We start from the raw sequence: 21,304 nt of genomic DNA, 5'->3' as shown, positions 1-21,304 counted from the left end.
CATCGGCGAGCTCCGGACAATGGAGGCTGCGCCTCGGCCGCCGGGTGGTCAAGCCGGGGTTCCACCCATTGTGGGCGTGAAATGGGACAGGATCATCGAGCGGACGAAGTCATCCTGAGCACGTCTCAGGATCCGACGTGCCGCACGATCAGGTCCGGCGGTGCGAGCGGCGTCGTGGCCTCGGCGACGAGTGCAGGATGACGGAGGAGGAGCGTTCACCCGGCCGCCTTGAGCACCTCCCCGAGCAGCTGGAAGTCGCGCTCGCGCGGCGAGGCACGGCGCCACACCAGCGCCAGCGTGCGCATCGGATGCGCCGCGTCGAGCGGGCGCGCGGCGACGTTGGTATGCTCCAGGATGCCGGCGTCGAGCGCGATCTTGGGCAGCATCGTCACTCCCAGTCCGTTGTCGACCATCTGCACCATCGTGTGGAGCGAGGTACCCAGCATCGTCGCCTCGGCGCGCAGCTCGGCGCGGTTGCACGCCGCCAGCGCATGGTCCTTGAGGCAATGGCCGTCCTCGAGCAGCAGCAGCCGGGTCTCGTCGATCTCGGCCGGGCTCACCGCCGCGGGTGTCGCGGGCATCTCGCCCTCCGGGAAGGCGAGGAAGAGATGGTCGTCGAACAGCGGCAGCGTCGTCACCTCGCCGCAGGCGTAGGGCAGCGCGAGCAGCACGCAGTCGGTGCGGCCGTTGTGGAGCGCCTCGCACGCCGGGCCGCTCGGTTCCTCGCGCAGGAACAGCCTGAGGTCGGGATAGTCGCGGCGCAGACGCGGCAGCACGCGCGGCAGCAGGAAGGGCGCGATCGTCGGGATCACGCTCATCCGCATCTCGCCCGACAGCGGCCGCCCTGCCGCGCGCGCCATGTCGCCGAGCTCCTCCGCCTCGCGGAGTACGGTGCGCGCCTTGACGGCGATCTGCTCGCCCAGCGGGGTGAAGCGGACGACGCGGCGGGTGCGCTCGACCAAGGTGACGCCGATCAGCGTCTCCAGCTCGCGCAAACCGGCCGACAACGTCGACTGGGTGACGAAACAGGCCTCCGCGGCGCGTCCGAAATGGCCGTGATCCTTGAGTGCCACAAGATATTGCAGCTGCTTCAAGGTGGGAAGATAGATGGCCGCCATTCATCGCCTCGATCGATCAACAGCTTCGCGATAACCGACTTGATCGATCACGCGAACCCCCTTAGTGACGTCGCAACGAGAGGCGGCCCACCGCCCGCGCGTGAGAGGATGGCTGGAACTCCCTTTTTCCTCAGGAGGCTTCCATGCTGACCATCGGCGATACCTTCCCCGCCATCACCGTCCCCGTCCAGCAGGGCACCAGCGCGCTGCCCGCCGGCGAGACGCTTGACCTCACCACCGCCTATCCGGGCAAGTGGAAGGTGCTGTTCTACTGGCCGAAGGACTTCACCTTCGTGTGCCCGACCGAGATCGTCGGCTACAGCCAGATCAAGGGCGACTTCGAGGACCGCGACGCGGTGCTCATCGGCGCCTCGACCGACACCGCGCACGTCCACCTGGCGTGGCGCAAGTCGGATCCTGATCTGGCCGCGGCCGACTTCCCGTGGCTGGCGGACAACGGCCGCAAGCTGGCCGACGCGCTGGGCATCGTCGACAAGAACGAGCACGTTGCCTTCCGCGCCACCTTCATCGTCGATCCCGACAACGTGATCCAGGCGGTGCAGGTCAACGGCCTCAACGTCGGCCGCAACCCGGCCGAGACGCTGCGCGTGCTCGACGCGCTGCAGACCGACGAGCTGTGCCCGTGCAACTGGAACAAGGGCGACGACGTCCTCCAGGTCGCGGCCTGATCGATCCGGGGGCGGGGCCAAGCGTCCCGCCTCCTTCACTTACCCGTCGCCCCGGCGGCGGCTGACCCCCCGCGCACCCGCGGGGGCCGGTCGCGCCGGGGCGACTCACGTCCGAGAGAGAGACATGGCACTCAAGGAATTCGCGGGCATCTTGCCTGACTTCGCCAAGGACATCCGACTCAACGTCGGCTCGCTGCTCAACGAGACGGTGCTCAACGATCAGCGCAAATACGGGCTGCTGCTCGCCTGCGCGCACGGCTCGGGGCACAAGCCGCTGGTCGAGGCGACCGAGGCCGAGGTGGCCGACAAGCTGTCGACCGAGGCGGCCAACGCGGCGCGCGCCGCGGCGGCGGTGATGGCGATGAACAACGTCTATTACCGCTTCACCCACCTCGCCGGTAACGACGAGTACCAGCGCATGCCCGCCAAGCTGCGCATGAACGTCATCGCGGCGCCGGGGATCGACAAGGTCGATTTCGAGCTGTTCAGCCTGGCGGTCAGCGCGATGAACGGCTGCGGCATGTGCATCGACAGCCACGAGCAGGTGCTGAAGAAGGCCGGGGTCACCGCCGAGGTGATCCAGTCGGCGGTGCGCGTCGCATCGGTGATGAAGGCGGTCGCCACGGTTCACGCGGTCAGCGCCTGAGCCATCGCCCCGGTGCGCGTCGCGCGCCGGGGCCATCACGTCACATCAGCACGGCGCGCACGAAGCCGTAGGTGCTGGTGATCGTCAGCACCGTGCCGACCAGCACCAGCATCACCTTCATCGGGATGCGCTTGGCGAACAGGGCGCCGAGCGGCGCCGCGGCCACGCCGCCGATCAGCAGGCCGATCGTGGCGGTCGCGAAATCCTTCACGCCGAGATGGTAGATGAAGGTCGCCGACACGATCGAGGTGAGGAAGAATTCCACCGCGCTGACCGTGCCGACCACCTTGCGTGGCTCCACCCCCTGGACCAGCAGGTTGGAGGTGACGATCGGTCCCCAGCCGCCGCCGCCCGCCGCGTCCATGAAGCCGCCGATCAGGCCGAGCGGCTCGACCACCTTGGGCTTACTCACCTTGGGCGGGAAGACGAGGCCGCGGATCAGCAGGTAGACGCCCACCGCGATGAGATAACCGAGCACGAAGGGTTTGACCGTGTTGCCGTCGAGGTTGGTGAGCAGATAGGCGCCCGTGACCCCGCCGATCACGCCCGGGATCAGCAGCCGCAGGAACAGCCCGCGGTCGATGTTCCCATGCAGCGCATGGCTGATCCCCGACACGGCGGTCGTGAAGGTCTCGACGATGTGGACGTTGGCCGAGGCGCGCGCCGGCGCCACCCCCATCACCGCCACGAGCAGCGTGTTGCAGATCACGCCGAACGCCATGCCGAGCGCACCGTCGACGAGCTGGGCACCGAAACCGACGGCGATGAACGGAAGCAGGCCGGCGACGTCCAGCTGAGAGAGTAACTGCATGCACCTTCCTGATCGCTCCCGCCGTGGTGGCGATGCTAAGGGCTTGAGCGATCGTCCACAACCGCGATAGGAAATTCGCGTTTCGCGCGGCCAAGCTCTGCTTATGGAATCCGGCGCGCGTTCGCCTTATCTGTGGCGAACAACCATGCTCGAGCGTCGGCGCCGCCGGCGGTTAAGGAGCCGGCGGGGACACGGATGGCGCGACTGACCGATTATCTCGACTCGATCCGCGCGCGCGATCCCGCCCCGCACTCGCGGCTCGAGATCCTCACCTATCCGGGCGTTTGGGCGCTCGGCTTCCATCGTGTCGCGCACCGGCTCTATCGCCGTCGCTGGTTCCTCGGCGCGCGCGTGGTCAACCACGTGTCGCGCCTGCTCACCGCGATCGACATCCACCCCGGCGCGAAGATCGGGCGGCGTTTCTTCATCGACCACGGCTTCGTCGTCATCGGCGAGACCGCGGAGATCGGCGACGACGTCACCATCTATCAGTGCGTCACGCTCGGCGGCACCAGCCCGGACAACGGCGTCGCGGGCAAGCGACATCCCACGATCGCGGACGGCGCGATCATCGGGTCGGGCGCGCAGGTGCTCGGCCCTATCCTGGTCGGGCCGCGCGCGCGGGTCGGCGCGAACGCGGTGGTGACCCGCGACGTGCCCGCAGGCGCGGTGATGGTCGGCATACCGGCGCGGCCGACGATGGTCGAGGGCGGCGCCGCGCCTGAGCCGCGCTTCGTCCCTTATGGCACGCCGTGCAGCGAGATGTTCGATCCCGCCACGCAGAAGGTCGAGATCCTGCGCTGCGAGCTGGAGGCGATGAAGAAACGGCTCGACTCGCTGATCGCCGAGCAGGGCGGGCGCGCGGAGCGCGACCGCGCCTGATGGGGATCGTCACGCCTTTCCCGGGCGGTGCCCGACCTGATCAGGTCGGGTTCGACCGCCCCGAGCTCAACCGTATCCTCGACCTCTATGGCCGCATGGTCGCGGCCGGTCACTGGCGCGACTATGCGATCGATCTCGGCCGCGAGGCCGCGGTGTTCAGTGCATTTCGACGCGCCACCGAGCGGCCCGAGTTCCGCATCGAGAAGCGCCCGGCGTTACGCCAGCGCCAGGGCATGTGGGCGCTCGTGGGGGAGGCGGGGCAGGTGATCCGTCGCGGGCATGAGCTCGGTCCGGTGCTCGCGCCGGTCGAACGGCGGCTGATGAAGCTGGTCGAGGAATAGAGCAGCAGCGACGTCCCGCGCCGCGCCGGTCGGGGTTCATGCGAGTGTTCGTCGCAGCAGGAAGCCCGCCTCATGCGCGCGACTGCACGGGGGGAAGGCGCGTGGCGAGCCGGCCCAGTCGTGTCACGATCGACACCCGGATCGTCTGCCAGAATGCCGAGAGCGACAGCAGCGCCGCGCCGATCACCAGGGCGGTGAGCGCCGTCGACATGGCGACCGCACCCGTGGTGCGGATCAGCGTCGACAGCGCATACAGCACGTAGATCAGGCTGGAGACGAGCAGCGCGCGGCGGTCGATCGCCAGCGCCACTAGCGCGAACAGCATATACATCAGCAGCACGAGCAGCGCGGTACCGAGCGCGAGTCGGTCCTCGAACACGCCGAGCAACTGGAAGATCGGGTGCGCGATCATCGGTGCGGCGACGAGGTGGAGCCAGAACGCCACGTCGGCGCATCTCGTCTCGCGGCGTGGATCGCTCATGTCCCAGCGCATCGCATAGCCGAAGACCGCCATGCCGCCGACGAGCAGCAGCACCCAGGTGAGGGGCTTGGCCGCTGGGACGGCGGCGATGATCAGCGAGACGACGAGGGCGACCGCGGCGACCGCCGCGATCGCGGGCGTGATCGGAACGCTGAAGCGCCGCCAGTGGAGCGCGGCTCCCGTCCCTGCCGCCGCGCCAGCGAGGCCGATCGCGACCAGAGCGGCGCTGTCGACGACGCGGATCGCCATGAAGCCGATCGACGCGAGGACCGCCGCAGCGATGCCGCCGACGAAGGTGAGCAACAGCACGATGCTCGGCAGCGCCATTCGCCGACGCGCGGTGAAGTAGAGCGCCAGCACCCAGGACATCGCCGCCACGGCCGCGCCACCTGCCCAGTCGGCGACGAGGCCGCCGATCTGTGCCACCGCGACGAGCAGCAGGGTGATCGCGATCGTGACGAAGAGGTCGTTGAACCCGGTGAGGAAGCGGAAATGCTCCTCGTCGACCGCCGGGGTCGCGCGCAGCCCGGCGACGTGATCGCGAAAGGCGGCGGCGAGGTGCGCCGGTAGCACGCCGGCCGACACGGCCTGATCGAGGTCGCTGTCACTGTACATGCGCGCGACTGTCGCCCCGGCACCGACCCGGCGCAAGCCGCCGCGTGACCCGATCGGACGGAGCGATCAGTCGCGCTGAAGCGCGGCGCCGATCAGCAGCGCCTGCGCCGCACCCAAGTCGGGGACGATCTCGCCGGCGCGTTCGGTGATCGCCGCCCATTGCGCCGCGACACCTTCGGGCGAGAGCGCCTCGCCCTCGAGCAGCACGCCCGGGGTCAGCGTGATCTGGCTCGCCTGGAACACGCCTGCGCCGGCACCGATGATCTGGTTGCTCGGCGCCTCGTCGCTGACCAGGAACAGCGCGGCGGGCGCGACCTTCTCGGGGGCGAAGGCGGCATAGGCCTCGGCAGGGAACAGCTCCTCGGTCATCCGTGTCCCGGCGACGGGGGCGATGGTGTTGACGCGGATGCCGAAGCGCGCCCCCTCGAGGTGGAGCGTGCGCGCCAGCCCGACCAGCCCGAGCTTGGCCGCGCCGTAGTTCGCCTGGTCGAAGTTGCCGAACAGTCCGGAGGAGGACGCGGTCATCAGCACGCGGCCGTAATTCTGCTCGCGGAAGGTGTCCCAGCACGCCTTGGTGGCGTGAGCCGAGCCGATCAGGTGGACGCCGACGACGAAGGCGAAGTCCTCCGGCGTCATCTTCGCGAAGGTGCGGTCGCGCAGCACGCCGGCGTTGTTGATCAGGACATGGACGCCGCCCCAGGCCTCACGGGCGCGTGCGACCATCTCCTCCATCGCGGCATAGTCGGTGACGCTGGCCCCGTTGGGCATCGCCTCGCCACCGGCGGCGCGGATTTCCTCCACCACCGCCTGCGCCGCGTCCGAACCGCCCTGGCCCGAGCGATCGCCGCCGAGGTCGTTCACGACCACGCGCGCGCCGCGGCGGGCCAACTCGAGCGCATAGTGGCGACCGAGGCCGCCGCCGGCGCCGGTGACGATGGCGACCCGGCCGTCGAAGCGGATGGACATGAGAAAGGCGCCCCCTCGTGCGATGGAGCGCCTCTCCTAGTCAGGTGCGGGGCGGGCGAGAAGCCCGTCCCGTCCGGTCAGCGACGACGCGCGCGGGCGCGCTTCTTGCCGCCGGCGTCGCTCGCCTGCATGCAGCCATCGTACTGGCCCTTCTTGCAGATCGGGTATTCCGACTTCGCCGCGGGCGCCGGATAGGCCTGGTCAGGCGAGGGCGCGGGCTGGAAGCGCACCGTTGCCCCCGGCTGCGGCGTGCCCGACAGCGCCGGCTGCGACGGCTGATAGCCGCCGGCGGTCTCGGTGCCCATCGCGCCACCCGCGGCGGGCTGCGGCGAGGCGGGGCTGGCGGACGGCGGCGTCGCGGCGTCGCCGGTCGACGGCGCGCTCTGCATCGGCGCCTGCTGGCTCGTCGCCGGGTCGGCAGTGGTGTCGGCGGAGGGCGCCGGCGCCGCGTCGGCGGGCGCGGTGGCGTCCGGAGCGGTCGTGGTGTCGGGCTGCATCGTGCCCGTCTGCGGCGTCTGCTGCGGGGTGTCCTGCGCGATCGCCATCGTCGGGACGGCGATGACGGCGGCTGCTGCCAGAAGGATCGTCTTCATGTTCTCTCTCCTGCCGTGCGTTCGGTCAGAAACGCGTAAAGTCACGCGGGTCGGCCAACGATCCGGCGGCGAGAAAAGGTCCCTCGTTGCGCGCGCGCACCGAAGAAGAGGACGGGGAAAACGCCTGAGATCTAGAGTTCTCGGCCACGCGCGAACACAGGATGACGGGGGAAGCGCCCCGGACCGCTGGGCTCCCGCCTGCGCGGGAGCACGCCCATTCTTAGACGCAACTGATTGTAAACACGCCTCAATGCCCGGTGTCGAGCGCGTAGCCGGCGGAGCGGACGGTGCGGATGATGTCGGGCCGCCCGCCCTCGTTGATCGCCTTGCGCAGGCGGCGGATGTGGACGTCGACGGTGCGGCTCTCGATGTCGCTGTCGTGCCCCCAGACGCTGTCGAGCAGCCGCTCGCGCGAGAAGACGTGTCCGGGATGTTCGAGGAAGTGCTTGAGCAGGCGGAACTCGGTCGGTCCCAGCGCGACCACCTCGCCGCCGCGGCGCACCTTGTGGCCGACGGTGTCCATCTCGAGGTCGGCGTAGGTGAGCTGCTCGCCCGCCAGCGCGGGACGGACGCGCCGCAGCACCGCACCGACGCGCGCGACCAGCTCGCGCGGCGAGAAGGGCTTGGTCACGTAATCGTCGGCGCCCGTCTCCAGCCCGCGGACGCGATCCTCCTCCTCGCCGCGCGCGGTGAGCATGATGATCGGCACGTTCTGCGTCTCGGGGGCGCGGCGCAGCCGGCGGCAGACCTCGATCCCCGAGATGCCCTCCACCATCCAGTCGAGCAGCACGATGTCCGGCGGCGTCTCCTTCGCCATGAGGAGCGCCTCCTCGCCGTCGATCGTGTGCTGGACGGCGAAATGCTCGCGCGTGAAATGCCACACCAGCAGTTCGGCGAGGCTGGCGTCGTCTTCCACCAGCAGCATGCGGGCCTTGGCCATCAGATGGTACCCCCGTGATGAAGCTTGTCGCGCTCGGTCAATCGCGTCCCCGTCGCCGCGAAATAGACCATCTCCGCCACGTTGGTGGCGTGATCCCCGATCCGCTCGAGGTTCTTGGCGACGAACAGCAGGTGCGCGCACTGGCTGATCGTCTTCGGGTTCTCGACCATATAGGTCACGAGCGTGCGGAAGATGCTGTCGTAGAAATCGTCGAGCGCGCGGTCGCTCTCGCATACCGCGAGCGCCCGGTCGGGATCGCGCGCGGCGAAGGCGTCCAGCACGTTGTGCACCATCTCGGACGCCATCTTCGCCATCGCGGGCAGGGTGGAGATCGGGTCGATGCGATGCTCGCTCTCGATCTGCGGCACGCGGCGCGCGATGTTCTTGGCGTAGTCGGCGATGCGCTCGACCACGCCGGCGATCTTGAGCGCGGCGACCACCTCGCGCAGGTCGTCCGCCATCGGCGCGCGCAGCGCGATGATCCGCACCGCGGTGCGCTCCACCTCGGCCTCGAGCGCGTCGATCTTGCGGTCTCCCGCCGCCACGCGCGCGGCCTGCTCGGCGTCGCCGCGCTGCAGCGCCACCATCGCCTCCGCGATCGCGCTCTCCGCCAGGCCGCCCATCTGCGAGATCAGCCCGCGCAGCTGGCCGATGTCCTGGTCGAAGGCCTTGACCGTATGTTCCTGGCTGTTCGCCATCCGTCCCGTCCCGTCTCTCAGCCGTAGCGCCCGGTGATATAGTCCTTCGTCCGCTCCTCACGCGGGTTGGTGAAGATGTCGGACGTGTCGCCGTATTCGACCAGCTGGCCGAGGTGGAAGAAGGCGGTGCGCTGGCTCACGCGCGCCGCCTGCTGCATGTTGTGCGTGACGATCACGATCGCGTAGCGCCCGCGCAGGTCGTGGATCAGCTCCTCGATCCGCGCGGTGGCGACGGGGTCGAGCGCGCTGCACGGCTCGTCCATCAGGATCACCTCGGGGTCGACCGCGATCGCGCGCGCGATGCACAGCCGCTGCTGCTGCCCGCCCGAGAGCGCGGTGCCCGAGTCGCCCAGCCGGTCCTTGACCTCGTTCCATAGCCCGGCCCGCGTCAGCGAGCGCTCGACGATCTGCGCGAGGTCTGCCTTGGAGCGCGCCAGCCCGTGGATGCGCGGGCCGTAGGCGACATTCTCGAAGATCGACTTCGGAAAAGGGTTGGGCTTCTGGAACACCATGCCGACGCGCGCGCGCAGCTGCACCACGTCCATGGCCTTGGCATAGACGTCCTCGCCGTCGAGCCGGATGTCGCCCGAGACGCGCGCGCCCGGGATGGTGTCGTTCATGCGGTTGAGCGTGCGCAGGAAGGTCGACTTGCCGCAGCCCGACGGACCGATGAACGCGGTGACGTCCTCCTGGCGCACGTCGATGCTGACGTCGCGGATCGCCTGCTTCGTGCCGTAGAAGACGTCGACGCCGCTCGCGGTCATCTTGGGCGGGGCGTTGCTCATCACCAGCGGGTCTCGAAACGGTTGCGGAGGAAGATGGCGAGGCCGTTCATCGCCAGCAGGAAGACGAGCAGCACGATGATCGCGGCCGAGGTCTTCTCGATGAAGCCGGTCTGCACGTCGTCGGACCACAGGAAGATCTGCACCGGCAGCACGGTCGCGGGATCGGTCAGCCGCTCGGGCGGGGCGGCGATGAAGGCACGCATGCCGATCATCAGCAGCGGCGCGGTCTCGCCGAGCGCGCGCGCCATGCCGATGATCGTGCCGGTCAGGATGCCCGGCAGGGCCAGCGGCAGCACGTGGTGGAAGACGACCTGCACCGGCGAGGCGCCGAGCGCGCGCGCGGCGTCGCGGATCGAGGGTGGCACCGCGCCGATCGCGTTGCGCGCCGCGATGACGATCACCGGCGTGGTCATCAGCGCCAGCGTCAGTCCGCCGACCAGCGCGGCCGAGCGCGGCATGTGGAAGGTACCGAGGAACACCGCCAGCCCCAGCAGGCCGAAGATGATCGAGGGCACCGCGGCGAGATTGTTGATCGACACCTCGATCAGGTCGGTCCAGCGGTTCCGCGGCGCATATTCCTCTAGGTAGAGCGCGGAGAACACCCCGATCGGGAAGGCCAGCAGCAGCGTCACCACCATCGTCAGCAGCGATCCCTTGAGCGCGCCCCAGATGCCCGCGCGGGTCGGGTCGGTCGAGTCGGCGCCGGTCAGGAAATCGCGGTTGAGCCCGCGCGAGAGCTGTGAGGCAAGCGCCCGGGCGAGCGCCCGGTCAGCGCGGGTGCCGCCGCCCTTGAAGGCGATGTCGAGCCGCGACGCGACGGGAACGTCGATCGTGGCGCGGCGGCCGAGCAGGCTCGGGTCCCGCTTCACCGCCTCGCGTACGCGCAGCCACGCCGCGTCGGACAGGAGCGCCGCGCCGCCGACCCGTGGGAAGGCGACGTTGGCGGCGGAGTCGACCGCCGCCTCCAACCCAGCGCCGGCCAGCGCGAGATCGGCGCGCGGGCCGCGCAGCTGCGCCGGGGTCACGTTCAGCCCGGCGCGTGCGAGGTCGAGCGGCAGCGCGATCCGCGTCTCGACGAAGCCGCCCGCGCCGCGCGCCGCCATCGAGGCGAGCAGGAACAGCAGGAACGCGGCGGAGGTGACCACCGCGGCGAGCCCTAGCAGGCGGAAGCGTCGCTCGGCGGCGTAGCGCTGGCGCACGCGGCGCTGCATCGACGCGGTGCGCCAATCGGTCGGACGCCGTTCCGCCGGTGCGGCGGCGCTCACCGGCGCCGCGGGGACGAGCGTCTCGCTCACTCGTAGGCCTCGCGGTAGCGCCGCACCACGATCAGCGCGACGACATTGAGCAGCAAGGTGATGACGAACAAGGTCAGCCCGAGCGCGAAGGCGGCGAGCGTCTTGGCGGAGTCGAACGCCGCCTCGCCGGTGAGCAGGTCGACGATCTGCTTCGTCACGGTGGTGGTGCTGGCGAAGGGGTTCAGCGTCAGCGACGCCACCCCCGACGCCGCCATCACCACGATCATCGTCTCGCCGATCGCGCGGCTCACCGCCAGCAGCACGCCGCCCACCACGCCGGGGAGCGCGGCGGGAACGAGCACCTTCTTGATCGTCTCCGCGCTGGTCGCGCCCATCGCCAGGCTGCCGTCGCGCATCGCCGCGGGAACCGCGGAGAGCGAGTCGTCCGCCATCGAGGACACGAACGGGATGATCATGACCCCCATCACCGTGCCGGCCGCGAGCGCGCTCTCCGACGAGGCCCAGCTCACCCCCAGCGCGAAGCCGAGGTCGCGGACCGCCGGCGCCACCGTCAGCGCGGCGAAGTAACCGTAGACGACCGTGGGCACGCCGGCGAGGATCTCGAGCAGCGGCTTCATCCAGCGACGCGTCCCGGCGCGGGCATATTGCGTCAGGTAGATCGCGCTCATCAGCCCGAACGGGATCGCCACGGCCATCGCGATGATCGCGCCGATGAAGAAGGTGCCCCAGAACAAGGGCACCGCGCCCAGGGCGGCACCGGGATCGCGCGGGTCGATCACCTGCGGGCTCCAGTGCGTGCCGAGCAGGAAGTCGGTCACGGGTACGACGCGGAAGAAGCGAGCGCTCTCGAACAGCAGCGAGACGACGATGCCGATCGTCGTGACGATCGCGATCAGCGAGGCGGCGAGCAGCGTGCCCATGATCACGCGCTCGACGTGGGTCCGCGCCGAGAACCCGGGGCGCACGCGCAGGTAAGAGAGCGCGCCGCCGGCGAAGGCGAGCAGCAGCGCCGCCGCGGTGGCGATCCAGTCGTAGCGCGCCTGCGCCGCGGCATAGGACGGCGCGAGCTGCTCGGACAGCGGGTGGAAGGCGCCATAGGCGCGCCCGGCGGCGAGATTGCGCGCTTCCGCCAGGATCGCCGCGCGGTCGAGCCCGGGCGGGGGGAGCGTCGCGGCGCCGGGCGTGGCGAGTACCGCCTCGGTGACCAGCGCGGGCGAGGTGACATGCCAGACCGCGAGGAAGAGCAGCGCGGGCAGCAGCGTTCCCAGCGCGACGAACCAGCCGTGGTGCTGCGGCAGCGAGCTGAAGCGGCGCGCGGTGCCACGGCGGAAGCGCGCGGCGCGGGCACGCGCGGTGACCCAGCCGATCAGAGCGAGCGCGGCGATGACGAAGGCGAGCGCGAGCGGGGACATCAGCGCAACACCGCGGGATCGAGCGCGAACTCCTGCGTGATCACCGCGGCGGCGCGGCGCTGCACCGGCTCGGGCGAGGCGATCAGCCCGCGCCGCACCAGCGGCCCGCGGCGGTCCCACAGCGCGGCATATTGGCGCAGGAAGGCGCGCAGTCCGGGAATGGCGCGAAGATGCGCCTTCTTCACGTAGAGATAGAGCGGCCGCGCTCCGGGATAGCTGCCGTCAGCGATCGTCGCGTAGCTGGGCGCGACGCCGCCCAGTGTCACGCCGCGCACCGCCCCGGCATTCTCCTCCAGGTAAGCGTACCCGAAGATGCCGATCGCGTCGGGGTTGGCGCGCAGCTTCTGGACGATCAGATTGTCGTTCTCGCCCGCGTCCACATAAGCGCCGTCGTCGCGCAGTCGGTGGCAGCGCGCGGCGAACCGGTCGGGCGCGCGCTCGCGCAACGCGCGCGTGTCCGGCTCCACCGCCTCGCAGCCGGGGGCCATGATCAGCTCGACGAAGGAGTCGCGCGTCCCACTCGTCGCGGGCGGGCCGTAGACCTGGATCGGTATCGCTGGCAGCGACGGGTCGACGTCGCGCCACAGCCGGGCGGTGTTGCGGCGGCCGCCGGGCGCGGCGGCGAGCGCGCGATAGAGGTCGCTGGCGGTCAGTGCCATGCCCGGGCCGCGCAACGACTCGGCCAGAGCGATGCCGTCGATGCCGACCTGCACCTCGAGCACGCCGCCGACGCCGTGGCGCGCACACGCGTCATATTCGGCGCGGTGCATCCGCCGCGAGGCGTCCTCGATGTCCGGATGCGCCGCGCCGATGCCCGCGCAGAACAACTTCATCCCCGCGCCGGTCCCCGTCGACTCGATCACGGGCGGTTTGGCGCCGGGCGTGTTGGCGAGGAACTGCTCGGCGACGAGAGTAGTGAAGGGGTACACGGTGGAGGAGCCGACGATACGGATCTGGTCGCGTGACCCCGCCCCACCGCCGGCGGCCTGGTCGACGCAGCCGCCCAGCGCGCCGATCGCCAACGCCGCCAGCACGGCGTGCGGCAGCGGCGCCGGCATCTTGGCCGCAAGCGCGTTGACGAGGCGCGACATCATTCCCCCGAGCGGGCGGCCGATACGGCGGCCCCGGTGGCGCCGCCAATGTGACACGTGAGTTACGTCTTCATGACAGCGACCCCGGCGCGGGCGCCGGCGCCGCGGCGGGGAGGGTAACCGCGACGCGGGTGCCGACCCCAACGGTGCTGGTGATGTCGAGCCGTCCGCGGTGGCGTTCGACGATATGCTTGACGATCGCGAGCCCAAGCCCGGTGCCGCCGAGCGAGCGGCTCCGCCCCGGATCGACGCGATAGAAGCGCTCGGTCAACCGCGGCAGATGCTCGGGCGCGATGCCCTCGCCCTGGTCGGCGACGACGAGGCAGACGTTGCGATCGATGCCGCTGAGCGAGACCTCCACCGGCGTGCCGGCGCGACCGTACTTCATGGCGTTGCCGACGAGATTGTGGACCAGCTGCGACAGCTGCGCCTGGTCGCCGATCACGCGCGGCACGCCGTCCGCCAGCTCCAGCCGGATGTCGTCGCCGCGATTGCCATGGGTGGTGTAGAGCGAGTCGCACGCATCCTGCACCAGCTCGGCGAGGTCGACTTCGGCGCGCGGCAGGCGGAACTTCTCCGCCTCGATCCGCGACAGGCTCATCAGATCTTCAACGAGTCGCTCCATTCGCCTCGCCTCGTCGAAGACGATGCCGAGGAAACGCTGGCGCAGCCCCGGGTCCTCGCCCGCGGCCTCGGCGAGCGTCTCGACGTAGCCGAGGATCGAGGCCAGTGGGGTGCGGAGTTCGTGGCTGGCGTTGGCGACGAAATCGACGCGCATCCGCTCGGCGGCATATTGGCCGGTCTGGTCGATGAGGTGGACCAGTCGTAGCTCCGGCCCTAATGCGGCGGTGCGCATCTGCCAGCGCTGGTCCAGCGTGCCGATCCCGACGAGGTCGACCGGATGCTCGGCGCCCTCGGCGAGATGCTCGGCCGCGCCGGGATGGCGGATCGCCACGCGCGCGTCCTCGCCCAGGATATGCTGCCCCAGCAGCGCGCGCGCGGCGGCGTTGGCGACCACCACGCGGCCCCCGCGGAGCACCAGCACCGGCTCCGCGATCGCCTCGAGTGCGGCCTCATAGGGCACCTCGGCGCGGGTCGGCTCTGGGGTGAGGTCGGCGGGCGGCTCCTCCGGGATGGTGGCGACGATCACCACCAGTGCCGCGCAACCCGCCAGCGCCGCGAGCGCGGTCTGATAGTCGCCCGCCAGCACGAGCACGACCGCGGCGGTCGCGACCGCGATCGCGACCGCGAGCCAGGTGCGGAGCGGGATCTCGTCGATCACGTGCGGCGGTGTAGCGCAGATCGTCGCGGCTGGGCAGGGGAGGCGCGACGGCCGAGACGGCGAGCCGCGACGATCACCGCCAGCACCGCCGCGATGATGAGCGTGTCGGCGAGCCAATCCATCACGTCGCAGTCGCGGTGGAGCGAGGGTATCGACTGGAAGACCTCGATCAGCGCGCCCAGGAACGACATGCGCTCCCCGATCCGCAGCAGCGAGGTCATCGGAAAGGCCAGCACTGACAGGATCGTGAGCGTGCCGAAGGCGAACATGTGCTGCCACTTGTCGCTCACGTCGGCGACCTGCGGCGGATGCGGCATGAGCGCGAGGGTCACCGCACCGATCGTCGCGGCGATCAGAGCGAGGAGGAACAGCGGGCGCACCTGTGCCAGCGAGGTGGTCTCGGTCATAGCCGCTCCAGCGTGGGAATGAGTTGGTCGAAGCCGTCGATGATCGCGTCCGCGCCGAGCTCCTCGACCGGCTGCATCAGGAAGCCGAAGCGGCACGCTATCGCGGGTAGCCCGGCGGCGTGCGCGGCCTGGATATCGTAGATCGAGTCGCCCACGAAGGCGGTCCGCCCCCCACCGCAGCGCGCCACCATCGCGTCGATCGGCAGCCGTGAGGGCTTGCCGTTGCCCGGCCCCATCGTGTCGCCGCCGATGATGGTGACGAAGCGCTCAGTCAGACCGAGCTGGTCGAGCACCCGGCGCGCGAGATGCTCGAGCTTGTTGGTCACCACCGCGAGCCGCACGCCGCGCGCGGCGAGCGCGTCCAGCGCCTCGACGACATGCGGATAGGGGCGGGTGTGGACGGTGAGGTGCGCCTCATAATAGTCGAGCAGCCGGCGGTGGAGCACCGCCAGCTCCTCGTCCGAGCAGCCGCCGGTCGCGACCATGCCCTGCGCGAGCATGTGGCGCGCTCCCCCGCCGATCATCGGCTTGACCTGCTCCACGGTGAGCGTCGGCCGCCCGACGGAAGCGAGCGCGTGGTTGGTCGCCGCGGCGAGGTCGCCCGAGGTGTCGAGCAGGGTGCCGTCGAGATCGAAGCCGACGATCGGAAAGGGGAAGGAGGTCATGCGCGCGCCGCGTTGCCGCCTCATACTGGAATTGGCAAGCAAAGGGTGGCAGGGCACGCCCATGTCGAGCCAGCCGCCCGTCGCTATCGTCGTCCTTGCCGCGGGCAAGGGCACGCGGATGAAGTCCGATCTGCACAAGGTGCTGCATCCCATCGCGGGACGGCCGATGCTGCTCCACCTGCTCGCCAGCGCGGCGACGCTCGGGCCCGAGCGCACCGTGGTGGTGGTCGGCGCCGGGCGCGAGCAGGTCGAGGCGGCGGTGGCACCGCTCGGCGCCGCGACCGCGCATCAGGCCGAGCAGCTCGGGACCGGTCATGCGGTGAGGCAGGCCGAGGCGGCGCTGGCGGGCTTCGCGGGCGACGTGCTGATCCTGTACGGCGACGTGCCGCTGGTGAGCGCGGCCACGATGCGGGCGATGCTCGACCGGCTTCACGCGGCCGACTCGCCGGAGGTGGTGGTGCTCGGCTTCCGCCCCGCCGACCCTGGCGCCTATGGCCGGCTGATCGTCGCGGCCGATGGTGACCGGCTCGAGAAGATCGTCGAGTATAAGGATGCCAGTGCCGCCGAGCGCGCGGTCGACCTGTGCAACACCGGGCTGATGGCGGTGCGCGGTGAGCGACTGTTCGCGCTGCTGGGGCGGCTCGGCAACGCCAATGCGGCCGGCGAATATTATCTCACCGACGTGGTGGAGCTGTCGGGTCGGGCGGCGGTGATCGAGGCAGCGGCGGACGAGGTCGCCGGCGTCAACAGCCGCGCCGAGCTCGCCGCGGTGGAGGCGACGTGGCAGCAGGCGCGCCGGGCGCGCGCGATGGCCGAGGGCGCGACGCTGCTCGCGCCCGAGACGGTGTGGTTCGCGCACGACACGGCGATCGGCCGCGACGTGACGATCGCGCAGAACGTGGTGTTCGGGCCGGGCGTCCAGGTAGCGGACGGTGCCACGATCCACGCCTTCAGCCATCTCGAGGGCGCGACCGTCGCGGGCGCGGTCGAGGTCGGGCCGTACGCGCGGCTGCGCCCCGGCGCGGTGCTCGAGCCCGGCGCCAAGGTCGGCAATTTCGTCGAGGTCAAGAATGCGGTGCTGCACGCCGGCGCCAAGGCCAACCACCTCAGCTACATCGGTGATGCCGACGTGGGCGCCAAGGCCAACATCGGCGCCGGCACGATCACCTGCAACTACAACGGCTATCTCAAGAGCCGCACCGTCATCGGCGCGGGCGCGTTCGTCGGCTCGAACTCGGCGCTGGTCGCCCCGGTGTCGATCGGAGACGGCGCCATCGTCGCGGCAGGATCCGTTATTGTCCGGGATGTTACAGAGGATTCACTTGCCCTGGGGCGCGCCCGGCAGGAAGAGCGCGCGGGCTGGGCGGCGCGCTTCCGGGCGTCGATGAAGGCGAAGAAGGACGGCCAATAACATGTGCGGTATCGTCGGTATCCTCGGCCATGACGACGTGGCGGATCGCCTGCTCGACGGGCTCAAGCGGCTCGAATATCGCGGCTATGACTCGGCCGGTATCGCCACCGTGGTGGACGGGCAGATCGCGCGCCGCCGCGCCTCGGGCAAACTGATCAACCTCCAGCGCGAACTCGCCGCCGATCCGCTGCCCGGCCACACGGGCATCGCGCACACGCGCTGGGCCACGCACGGCGGACCCACCACCAACAACGCGCACCCGCATGCCACCGGCGAGGTGGCGGTGGTGCACAACGGCATCATCGAGAACTTCAAGGCGCTCCGCGACGAGCTGATCGCGCGCGGCCGCGTCTTCACCAGCGAGACCGACACCGAGGTGGTCGCGCACCTGATCAGCGAGAAGGTCGAGGCCGGCGCGGCACCCGAGAATGCGGTGCGCGAGGTGCTGCCGCGGCTCCACGGCGCCTTCGCGCTCGCGATCCTGTTCCGCAGCCACCCCGAGCTGCTGATCGGCGCGCGGCTCGGCTCGCCGCTGGTGGTCGGCCACGGCGACGGCGAGACGTATCTCGGCTCGGACGCGCTCGCGCTCGCGCCGCTGACCCAGCGGATCGCGTATCTCGAGGAGGGCGACTGGGTCGTCTGCACGCGCGACGGCACACAGGTCTTCGATCGCGACAACGCGCCGGTCGAGCGGCCGGTGACGATCTCGGGCGTGACGGGCGCGCTGATCGACAAGGGCAACCACCGCCATTTCATGCAGAAGGAGATCTACGAGCAGCCGATCGTGGTCGCCCAGACGCTGCGCAGCTACCTGCAGCGCTTCGAGGGGCGGATCGTGCTACCGATCCCCGATTTCGACCTCTCCGGCATCCGCCGCGTCACGATCGTGGCGTGCGGCACCAGCTTCTACGCCGGGATGGTCGCCAAATATTGGTTCGAGCAGTTCGCGCGCGTGCCGGTCGACCTCGATGTCGCCAGCGAGTTCCGCTACCGCGCGCCGGTGATGGAGGAGGGCGGTCTGGCGCTCTTCATCAGCCAGTCGGGCGAGACCGCGGATACGCTGGCGGCGCTGCGTCACGCGCGGGCCGAGAAGCAGACGATCGCGGTCGTCGTCAACGTGCCCACCAGCACGATGGCGCGCGAGGCCGACCTGCTGCTGCCGACCCATGCCGGGCCGGAGATCGGCGTCGCCTCGACCAAGGCGTTCACCTGCCAGCTCGCGGTGCTCGCCGCGCTCGCCGCCAACCTCGCCAAGGCCAAGGGCCGGCTGACCGAGGCGGAGGAGCGCAGCATCGTCCGCCAGCTCGCCGAGGCACCCGCCGCGATCAACGGCGCGCTCGCCTACGACGAGTCGATCGAGGCGATCGCGGGCGCGGTCGCCGGCGCGCGGGACGTGCTCTACCTGGGGCGCGGGACGGACTATCCGCTCGCGCTGGAGGGCGCGCTCAAGCTCAAGGAGATCAGCTACATCCACGCCGAGGGCTATGCCGCTGGCGAGATGAAGCACGGACCGATCGCACTGATCGACGAACATGTTCCGGTGGTGGTGATCGCGCCGACGGGCCCGCTGTTCGACAAGACCGTCAGCAACATGCAGGAGGTCCAGGCGCGCGGCGGCAAGGTGCTGCTGATCAGCGACTATGACGGCGTCGAGGCGGCGGGCGAGGGCTGTGTCGCGACGATCACCATGCCCAAGGTCCATCCGCTGATCGCACCGCTGGTCTATGCGGTGCCGGTGCAGCTGCTCGCGTATCACGTCGCGGTGGCGAAGGGGACCGACGTCGACCAGCCACGCAACCTGGCGAAGAGCGTCACGGTGGAGTGAGTCGGGTGCTCTGTCACTTCGCCTCCCCGCGCGCGTGCGCGCTCGTCGGCCCGCCGCCCTCGCGACCGGCTTCAACCTGAGCCCGTCCCAGGATCCGAGGTGCCGCGCGTCTGATGACCGCGGCCCCGCGGGCGCGGCGGATCCCGAGACACGCTCAGGATGACGGCAGGCACAGCGAGGCGTGCCTGCCGCATCACGTCTCACCGCCGCCTCGAAGGCCGTCCACCACCTCGCCCAGCACCGCGCGCTCGAGTCCGAGCCACGCCGCCATCCGGTCCAGCTCGATCAGCAGCCGCGGCATCGTGTCCGGCGGCGCACCCGGCTCGAGCGTGACGCGGCGCGCGACCAGCACGCGCGCGACACGATCGGCCTTGAGGTCGACGCGCGCCACCAGCGCCTCGTCGAGCAGGAAGGGCAGGACATAATAGCCGTGCTGCCGACGCTCCTGCGGCACGTAGATCTCGATCCGGTAGCGAAAGCCGAACAGTCGCTCCGTGCGGCCGCGTTCCCACACCAGCGGATCGAACGGGGCTATCAGCGCAGCGCCGCGCACCCGTCGCGGCGCGGTCGCGTCGCGGTGGAGCCAGGCTCGCTGCGACCAGCCCTCGACTCTCGCCGGCAGCAGTACGCCCGCCTCGACCAGCGTGACGATGGCGTGATCGCCTTCCTCGGGACGCAGCCGGAAATAGTCGCGCAGGTCCGCCGCGGTGGCGACACCCAGCGCGCGCGCGGCACGCTCCACGAGTGCCGCCTGCGCCTCCTCGATCGTCGGCGTCGGCAGCGCCAGCACGGCCGGCGGGAGGACCCGCTCGGGCAGATCGTAGACCCGCGCGAAGCTGCCCCGCCGGGTCGCGGTGGTGATCCGGCCCGACCAGAACAGCCACTCGAGCGCGTGCTTGGTGTCGCTCCACTCCCACCAGCCGCCGCGGCTCGCGCCGTTCTCGAAATCGGCCGCGGTCAGCGGGCCCTCGGCGGTGATCCGCTCCAGCACCGCCATGGCCGCGACGCGATCCTCCCCGGCGAAGCGGCGCAGCCGCCGATAGCCGGTCTCGCCGCGCGCTGCCCGATCCATCCGCCAGCGCAGCAGCGGGTGGAGCTCGAGCGGCAGCAGCGACGCCTCGTGCGCCCAATATTCGAACAGGCGACGGTGTCGCCGCGGCCCCCAGGCATCGCGTTCCAGCAGGGTGCGGTCATAGCCGCCGAGCCGCGCGAAGGCGGGGAGGTAATGCGCGCGAGTCAGCACGTTGACGCTGTCGATCTGGAACAGGCCGAGCCGCTCGGCGACCGCGCGCAGCGCCGCCGCGCCGGGGCGCGACCGCCGAGAGCGGCCGAAGCCCTGTGCCGTCAACGCGATACGGCGTGCCTCGCGCCGCGAGAGGGTCAGCGTCATCTCGGCGGCTTGGCGCTCAGCGCGGCCCGGCGTCAACCGTGCTCAGGCGGCGCGCGCCACCCGCGGCGCCGCGCCGGCGCGGATATGGTCGTGGATCGCGGAGACGATCGGATCGATGAGCTGCGGCGGCAACGTGTGCCCCATCCCCTCGATCTCGAGTAGCCGCGCGCCCGGGATGGCGCGAGCGGTCTCGCGCCCGCCCGCGGGCGGCACCAGCGGATCGTCGCTGCCGTGGATCACGAGGGTCGGTGCGTCGATCGCGCGCAGCCGTTCGGTGCGGTCGCCATCGGCGACGATCGCGGCCATCTGGCGGAGGAAGCCGGTGGGGCAGCGGTTGCGCAGCGTCTCGGCGCGGATCCGCTCTGCCATCATCGCGTCCTCCATCGGGAAGCGGCCGCTCACCGCGCGGCCGGCCATCGTGCCGTGCGCGACGATCGCCTCGATGTCGTCGCTGCGGGGATGGCGGAGCAGCAGCGCGGTGGCGCGCATCGAGGGGCGCGAGCAGCCGGGATGGCCGGTGGTCGACATGATCGAGGTGAGCGAGGCAGCGCGCTCGGGCCAGCCGGCGGCGACGAGCTGAGCGATCATCCCGCCCATCGACGCGCCGACGAGATGCGCGCGTCCCACGCCCAGCGCATCGAGCACGCCGACCGCGTCAGCGGCCATGTCGGTGAGTGTGTAGGGCACCTCGGGCACGCGACCGAACTGCTTCTGCATCACCGTCCAGACGATGCTCGGCACACCCGCGTGGTCGAACTTGGTGGAGAGGCCGACGTCGCGGTTGTCGAAGAGGATCACGCGATAGCCGAGGTCGGCCAGCGCCTCGACCATCGCCGGCGGCCAGCGCACCAACTGCGCGCCCAGACCCATGATCAGCAGGATAGCGGGACCGTCGCGCGGCCCGCGCTCTTCCACGTCGATCTCGATCCCGTTCGCCCGCACCAGCGTCATCGCTCGCTCCGTCCTCGCCCACCTCCCGTGGCGCCGCTCCGTTCTTTCA

The 21,304-nt window shown here is 70.6% G+C and carries 22 protein-coding genes; 6 read left to right on the top strand and 16 right to left on the bottom strand.

The window, feature by feature from the left end; genetic code table 11:
* Positions 1 to 215: 215 nt before the first annotated feature.
* Positions 216 to 1,118 carry a hydrogen peroxide-inducible genes activator gene (locus tag FHY05_RS06965; RefSeq protein WP_183943673.1) on the bottom strand — a complete coding sequence of 301 codons (903 nt, stop codon included), beginning with the start codon at positions 1,116 to 1,118 and terminating at the stop codon, positions 216 to 218.
* 143 nt (positions 1,119 to 1,261) lie between these two features.
* Here FHY05_RS06965 and FHY05_RS06960 point away from each other — a divergent pair, with 143 nt between their 5' ends.
* Entirely contained in the window at positions 1,262 to 1,807 is a 546-nt protein-coding gene (locus FHY05_RS06960) for a peroxiredoxin (protein WP_183943672.1), read from the top strand.
* Positions 1,808 to 1,931: 124 nt separating this feature from the next.
* On the top strand, positions 1,932 to 2,453 hold the full coding sequence (locus tag FHY05_RS06955; protein ID WP_183943671.1) for a carboxymuconolactone decarboxylase family protein: 522 nt from the start codon (positions 1,932 to 1,934) through the stop codon (positions 2,451 to 2,453).
* Between the two features lie 40 nt (positions 2,454 to 2,493).
* Here the strand turns inward: FHY05_RS06955 and FHY05_RS06950 are convergent, their stop codons facing one another.
* Positions 2,494 to 3,264 carry a sulfite exporter TauE/SafE family protein gene (locus FHY05_RS06950; RefSeq protein ID WP_183943670.1) on the bottom strand — a complete coding sequence of 257 codons (771 nt, stop codon included), beginning with the start codon at positions 3,262 to 3,264 and terminating at the stop codon, positions 2,494 to 2,496.
* A gap of 195 nt (positions 3,265 to 3,459) precedes the next feature.
* Between FHY05_RS06950 and epsC the strand changes: the two genes are divergently transcribed.
* Together epsC and FHY05_RS06940 are read left to right on the top strand one after the other, a co-directional pair.
* Positions 3,460 to 4,146: a serine O-acetyltransferase EpsC gene (epsC, locus tag FHY05_RS06945; protein WP_183943669.1), complete on the top strand. Its 687-nt coding sequence runs from the start codon at positions 3,460 to 3,462 to the stop codon at positions 4,144 to 4,146.
* On the top strand, positions 4,146 to 4,487 hold the full coding sequence (locus FHY05_RS06940; RefSeq protein WP_183943668.1) for a DUF2794 domain-containing protein: 342 nt from the start codon (positions 4,146 to 4,148) through the stop codon (positions 4,485 to 4,487). Before epsC ends, FHY05_RS06940 begins: the two co-directional genes overlap by 1 nt.
* Positions 4,488 to 4,557: 70 nt before the next feature.
* On the opposite strand, the gene FHY05_RS06935 is transcribed toward FHY05_RS06940, so the two are convergent.
* The 12 genes from FHY05_RS06935 to FHY05_RS06880 form a co-directional block, all read right to left on the bottom strand.
* A complete protein-coding gene (locus FHY05_RS06935; protein ID WP_183943667.1) occupies positions 4,558 to 5,583 on the bottom strand; it encodes a hypothetical protein in 1,026 nt (341 codons plus the stop codon).
* 66 nt (positions 5,584 to 5,649) lie between these two features.
* Positions 5,650 to 6,549, bottom strand: a complete 900-nt coding sequence (locus FHY05_RS06930; protein WP_183943666.1) for an SDR family NAD(P)-dependent oxidoreductase — start codon at positions 6,547 to 6,549, stop codon at positions 5,650 to 5,652.
* Positions 6,550 to 6,626: 77 nt separating this feature from the next.
* Positions 6,627 to 7,142 (bottom strand): hypothetical protein, encoded by a 516-nt coding sequence (locus FHY05_RS06925; RefSeq protein ID WP_183943665.1) that lies wholly within the window; start codon positions 7,140 to 7,142, stop codon positions 6,627 to 6,629.
* 247 nt (positions 7,143 to 7,389) lie between these two features.
* Complete coding sequence (gene phoB, locus FHY05_RS06920) at positions 7,390 to 8,082, bottom strand: phosphate regulon transcriptional regulator PhoB (RefSeq protein ID WP_183943664.1); 693 nt, start codon at positions 8,080 to 8,082, stop codon at positions 7,390 to 7,392.
* Positions 8,082 to 8,780 (bottom strand): phosphate signaling complex protein PhoU, encoded by a 699-nt coding sequence (gene phoU, locus FHY05_RS06915; protein ID WP_183943663.1) that lies wholly within the window; start codon positions 8,778 to 8,780, stop codon positions 8,082 to 8,084. Before phoU ends, phoB begins: the two co-directional genes overlap by 1 nt.
* Before the next feature lie 17 nt (positions 8,781 to 8,797).
* Positions 8,798 to 9,565: a phosphate ABC transporter ATP-binding protein PstB gene (gene pstB / locus FHY05_RS06910; protein ID WP_183943662.1), complete on the bottom strand. Its 768-nt coding sequence runs from the start codon at positions 9,563 to 9,565 to the stop codon at positions 8,798 to 8,800.
* Entirely contained in the window at positions 9,565 to 10,860 is a 1,296-nt protein-coding gene (gene pstA / locus FHY05_RS06905; RefSeq protein WP_311732391.1) for a phosphate ABC transporter permease PstA, read from the bottom strand. The genes pstB and pstA overlap by 1 nt, the downstream gene beginning before the upstream one ends.
* The gene (pstC, locus tag FHY05_RS06900) at positions 10,857 to 12,233 is read right to left on the bottom strand and encodes a phosphate ABC transporter permease subunit PstC (RefSeq protein WP_183943661.1); all 1,377 of its coding nucleotides are present in this window, start codon (positions 12,231 to 12,233) and stop codon (positions 10,857 to 10,859) included. The genes pstA and pstC overlap by 4 nt, the downstream gene beginning before the upstream one ends.
* Positions 12,233 to 13,324: a substrate-binding domain-containing protein gene (locus tag FHY05_RS06895; RefSeq protein WP_183943660.1), complete on the bottom strand. Its 1,092-nt coding sequence runs from the start codon at positions 13,322 to 13,324 to the stop codon at positions 12,233 to 12,235. Before FHY05_RS06895 ends, pstC begins: the two co-directional genes overlap by 1 nt.
* Before the next feature lie 70 nt (positions 13,325 to 13,394).
* Positions 13,395 to 14,606 (bottom strand): ATP-binding protein, encoded by a 1,212-nt coding sequence (locus FHY05_RS06890; RefSeq protein WP_183943659.1) that lies wholly within the window; start codon positions 14,604 to 14,606, stop codon positions 13,395 to 13,397.
* Complete coding sequence (locus tag FHY05_RS06885) at positions 14,603 to 15,013, bottom strand: VanZ family protein (protein WP_183943658.1); 411 nt, start codon at positions 15,011 to 15,013, stop codon at positions 14,603 to 14,605. The genes FHY05_RS06890 and FHY05_RS06885 overlap by 4 nt, the downstream gene beginning before the upstream one ends.
* Positions 15,010 to 15,678, bottom strand: coding sequence for an HAD-IA family hydrolase (locus FHY05_RS06880; protein WP_183943657.1), 669 nt, complete (start codon positions 15,676 to 15,678; stop codon positions 15,010 to 15,012). The genes FHY05_RS06885 and FHY05_RS06880 overlap by 4 nt, the downstream gene beginning before the upstream one ends.
* Positions 15,679 to 15,739: 61 nt before the next feature.
* Here FHY05_RS06880 and glmU point away from each other — a divergent pair, with 61 nt between their 5' ends.
* Positions 15,740 to 17,089: a bifunctional UDP-N-acetylglucosamine diphosphorylase/glucosamine-1-phosphate N-acetyltransferase GlmU gene (gene glmU, locus FHY05_RS06875; protein WP_183943656.1), complete on the top strand. Its 1,350-nt coding sequence runs from the start codon at positions 15,740 to 15,742 to the stop codon at positions 17,087 to 17,089.
* A gap of 1 nt (position 17,090) precedes the next feature.
* Entirely contained in the window at positions 17,091 to 18,914 is a 1,824-nt protein-coding gene (gene glmS, locus FHY05_RS06870; RefSeq protein ID WP_183943655.1) for a glutamine--fructose-6-phosphate transaminase (isomerizing), read from the top strand.
* Between the two features lie 193 nt (positions 18,915 to 19,107).
* Here the strand turns inward: glmS and FHY05_RS06865 are convergent, their stop codons facing one another.
* Positions 19,108 to 20,304, bottom strand: coding sequence for a winged helix-turn-helix domain-containing protein (locus FHY05_RS06865; RefSeq protein ID WP_183943654.1), 1,197 nt, complete (start codon positions 20,302 to 20,304; stop codon positions 19,108 to 19,110).
* 42 nt (positions 20,305 to 20,346) lie between these two features.
* Positions 20,347 to 21,255 (bottom strand): alpha/beta fold hydrolase, encoded by a 909-nt coding sequence (locus tag FHY05_RS06860; protein ID WP_183943653.1) that lies wholly within the window; start codon positions 21,253 to 21,255, stop codon positions 20,347 to 20,349.
* Between the last annotated feature and the right edge of the window lie 49 nt (positions 21,256 to 21,304).

It is taken from the genome of Sphingomonas sp. BK580 (assembly GCF_014194975.1).
Classification (GTDB): Bacteria; Pseudomonadota; Alphaproteobacteria; order Sphingomonadales; family Sphingomonadaceae; genus Sphingomonas.
Note: the sequence above shows the minus strand (reverse complement) of the source record. Positions and strands in the feature narration are given on the sequence as shown.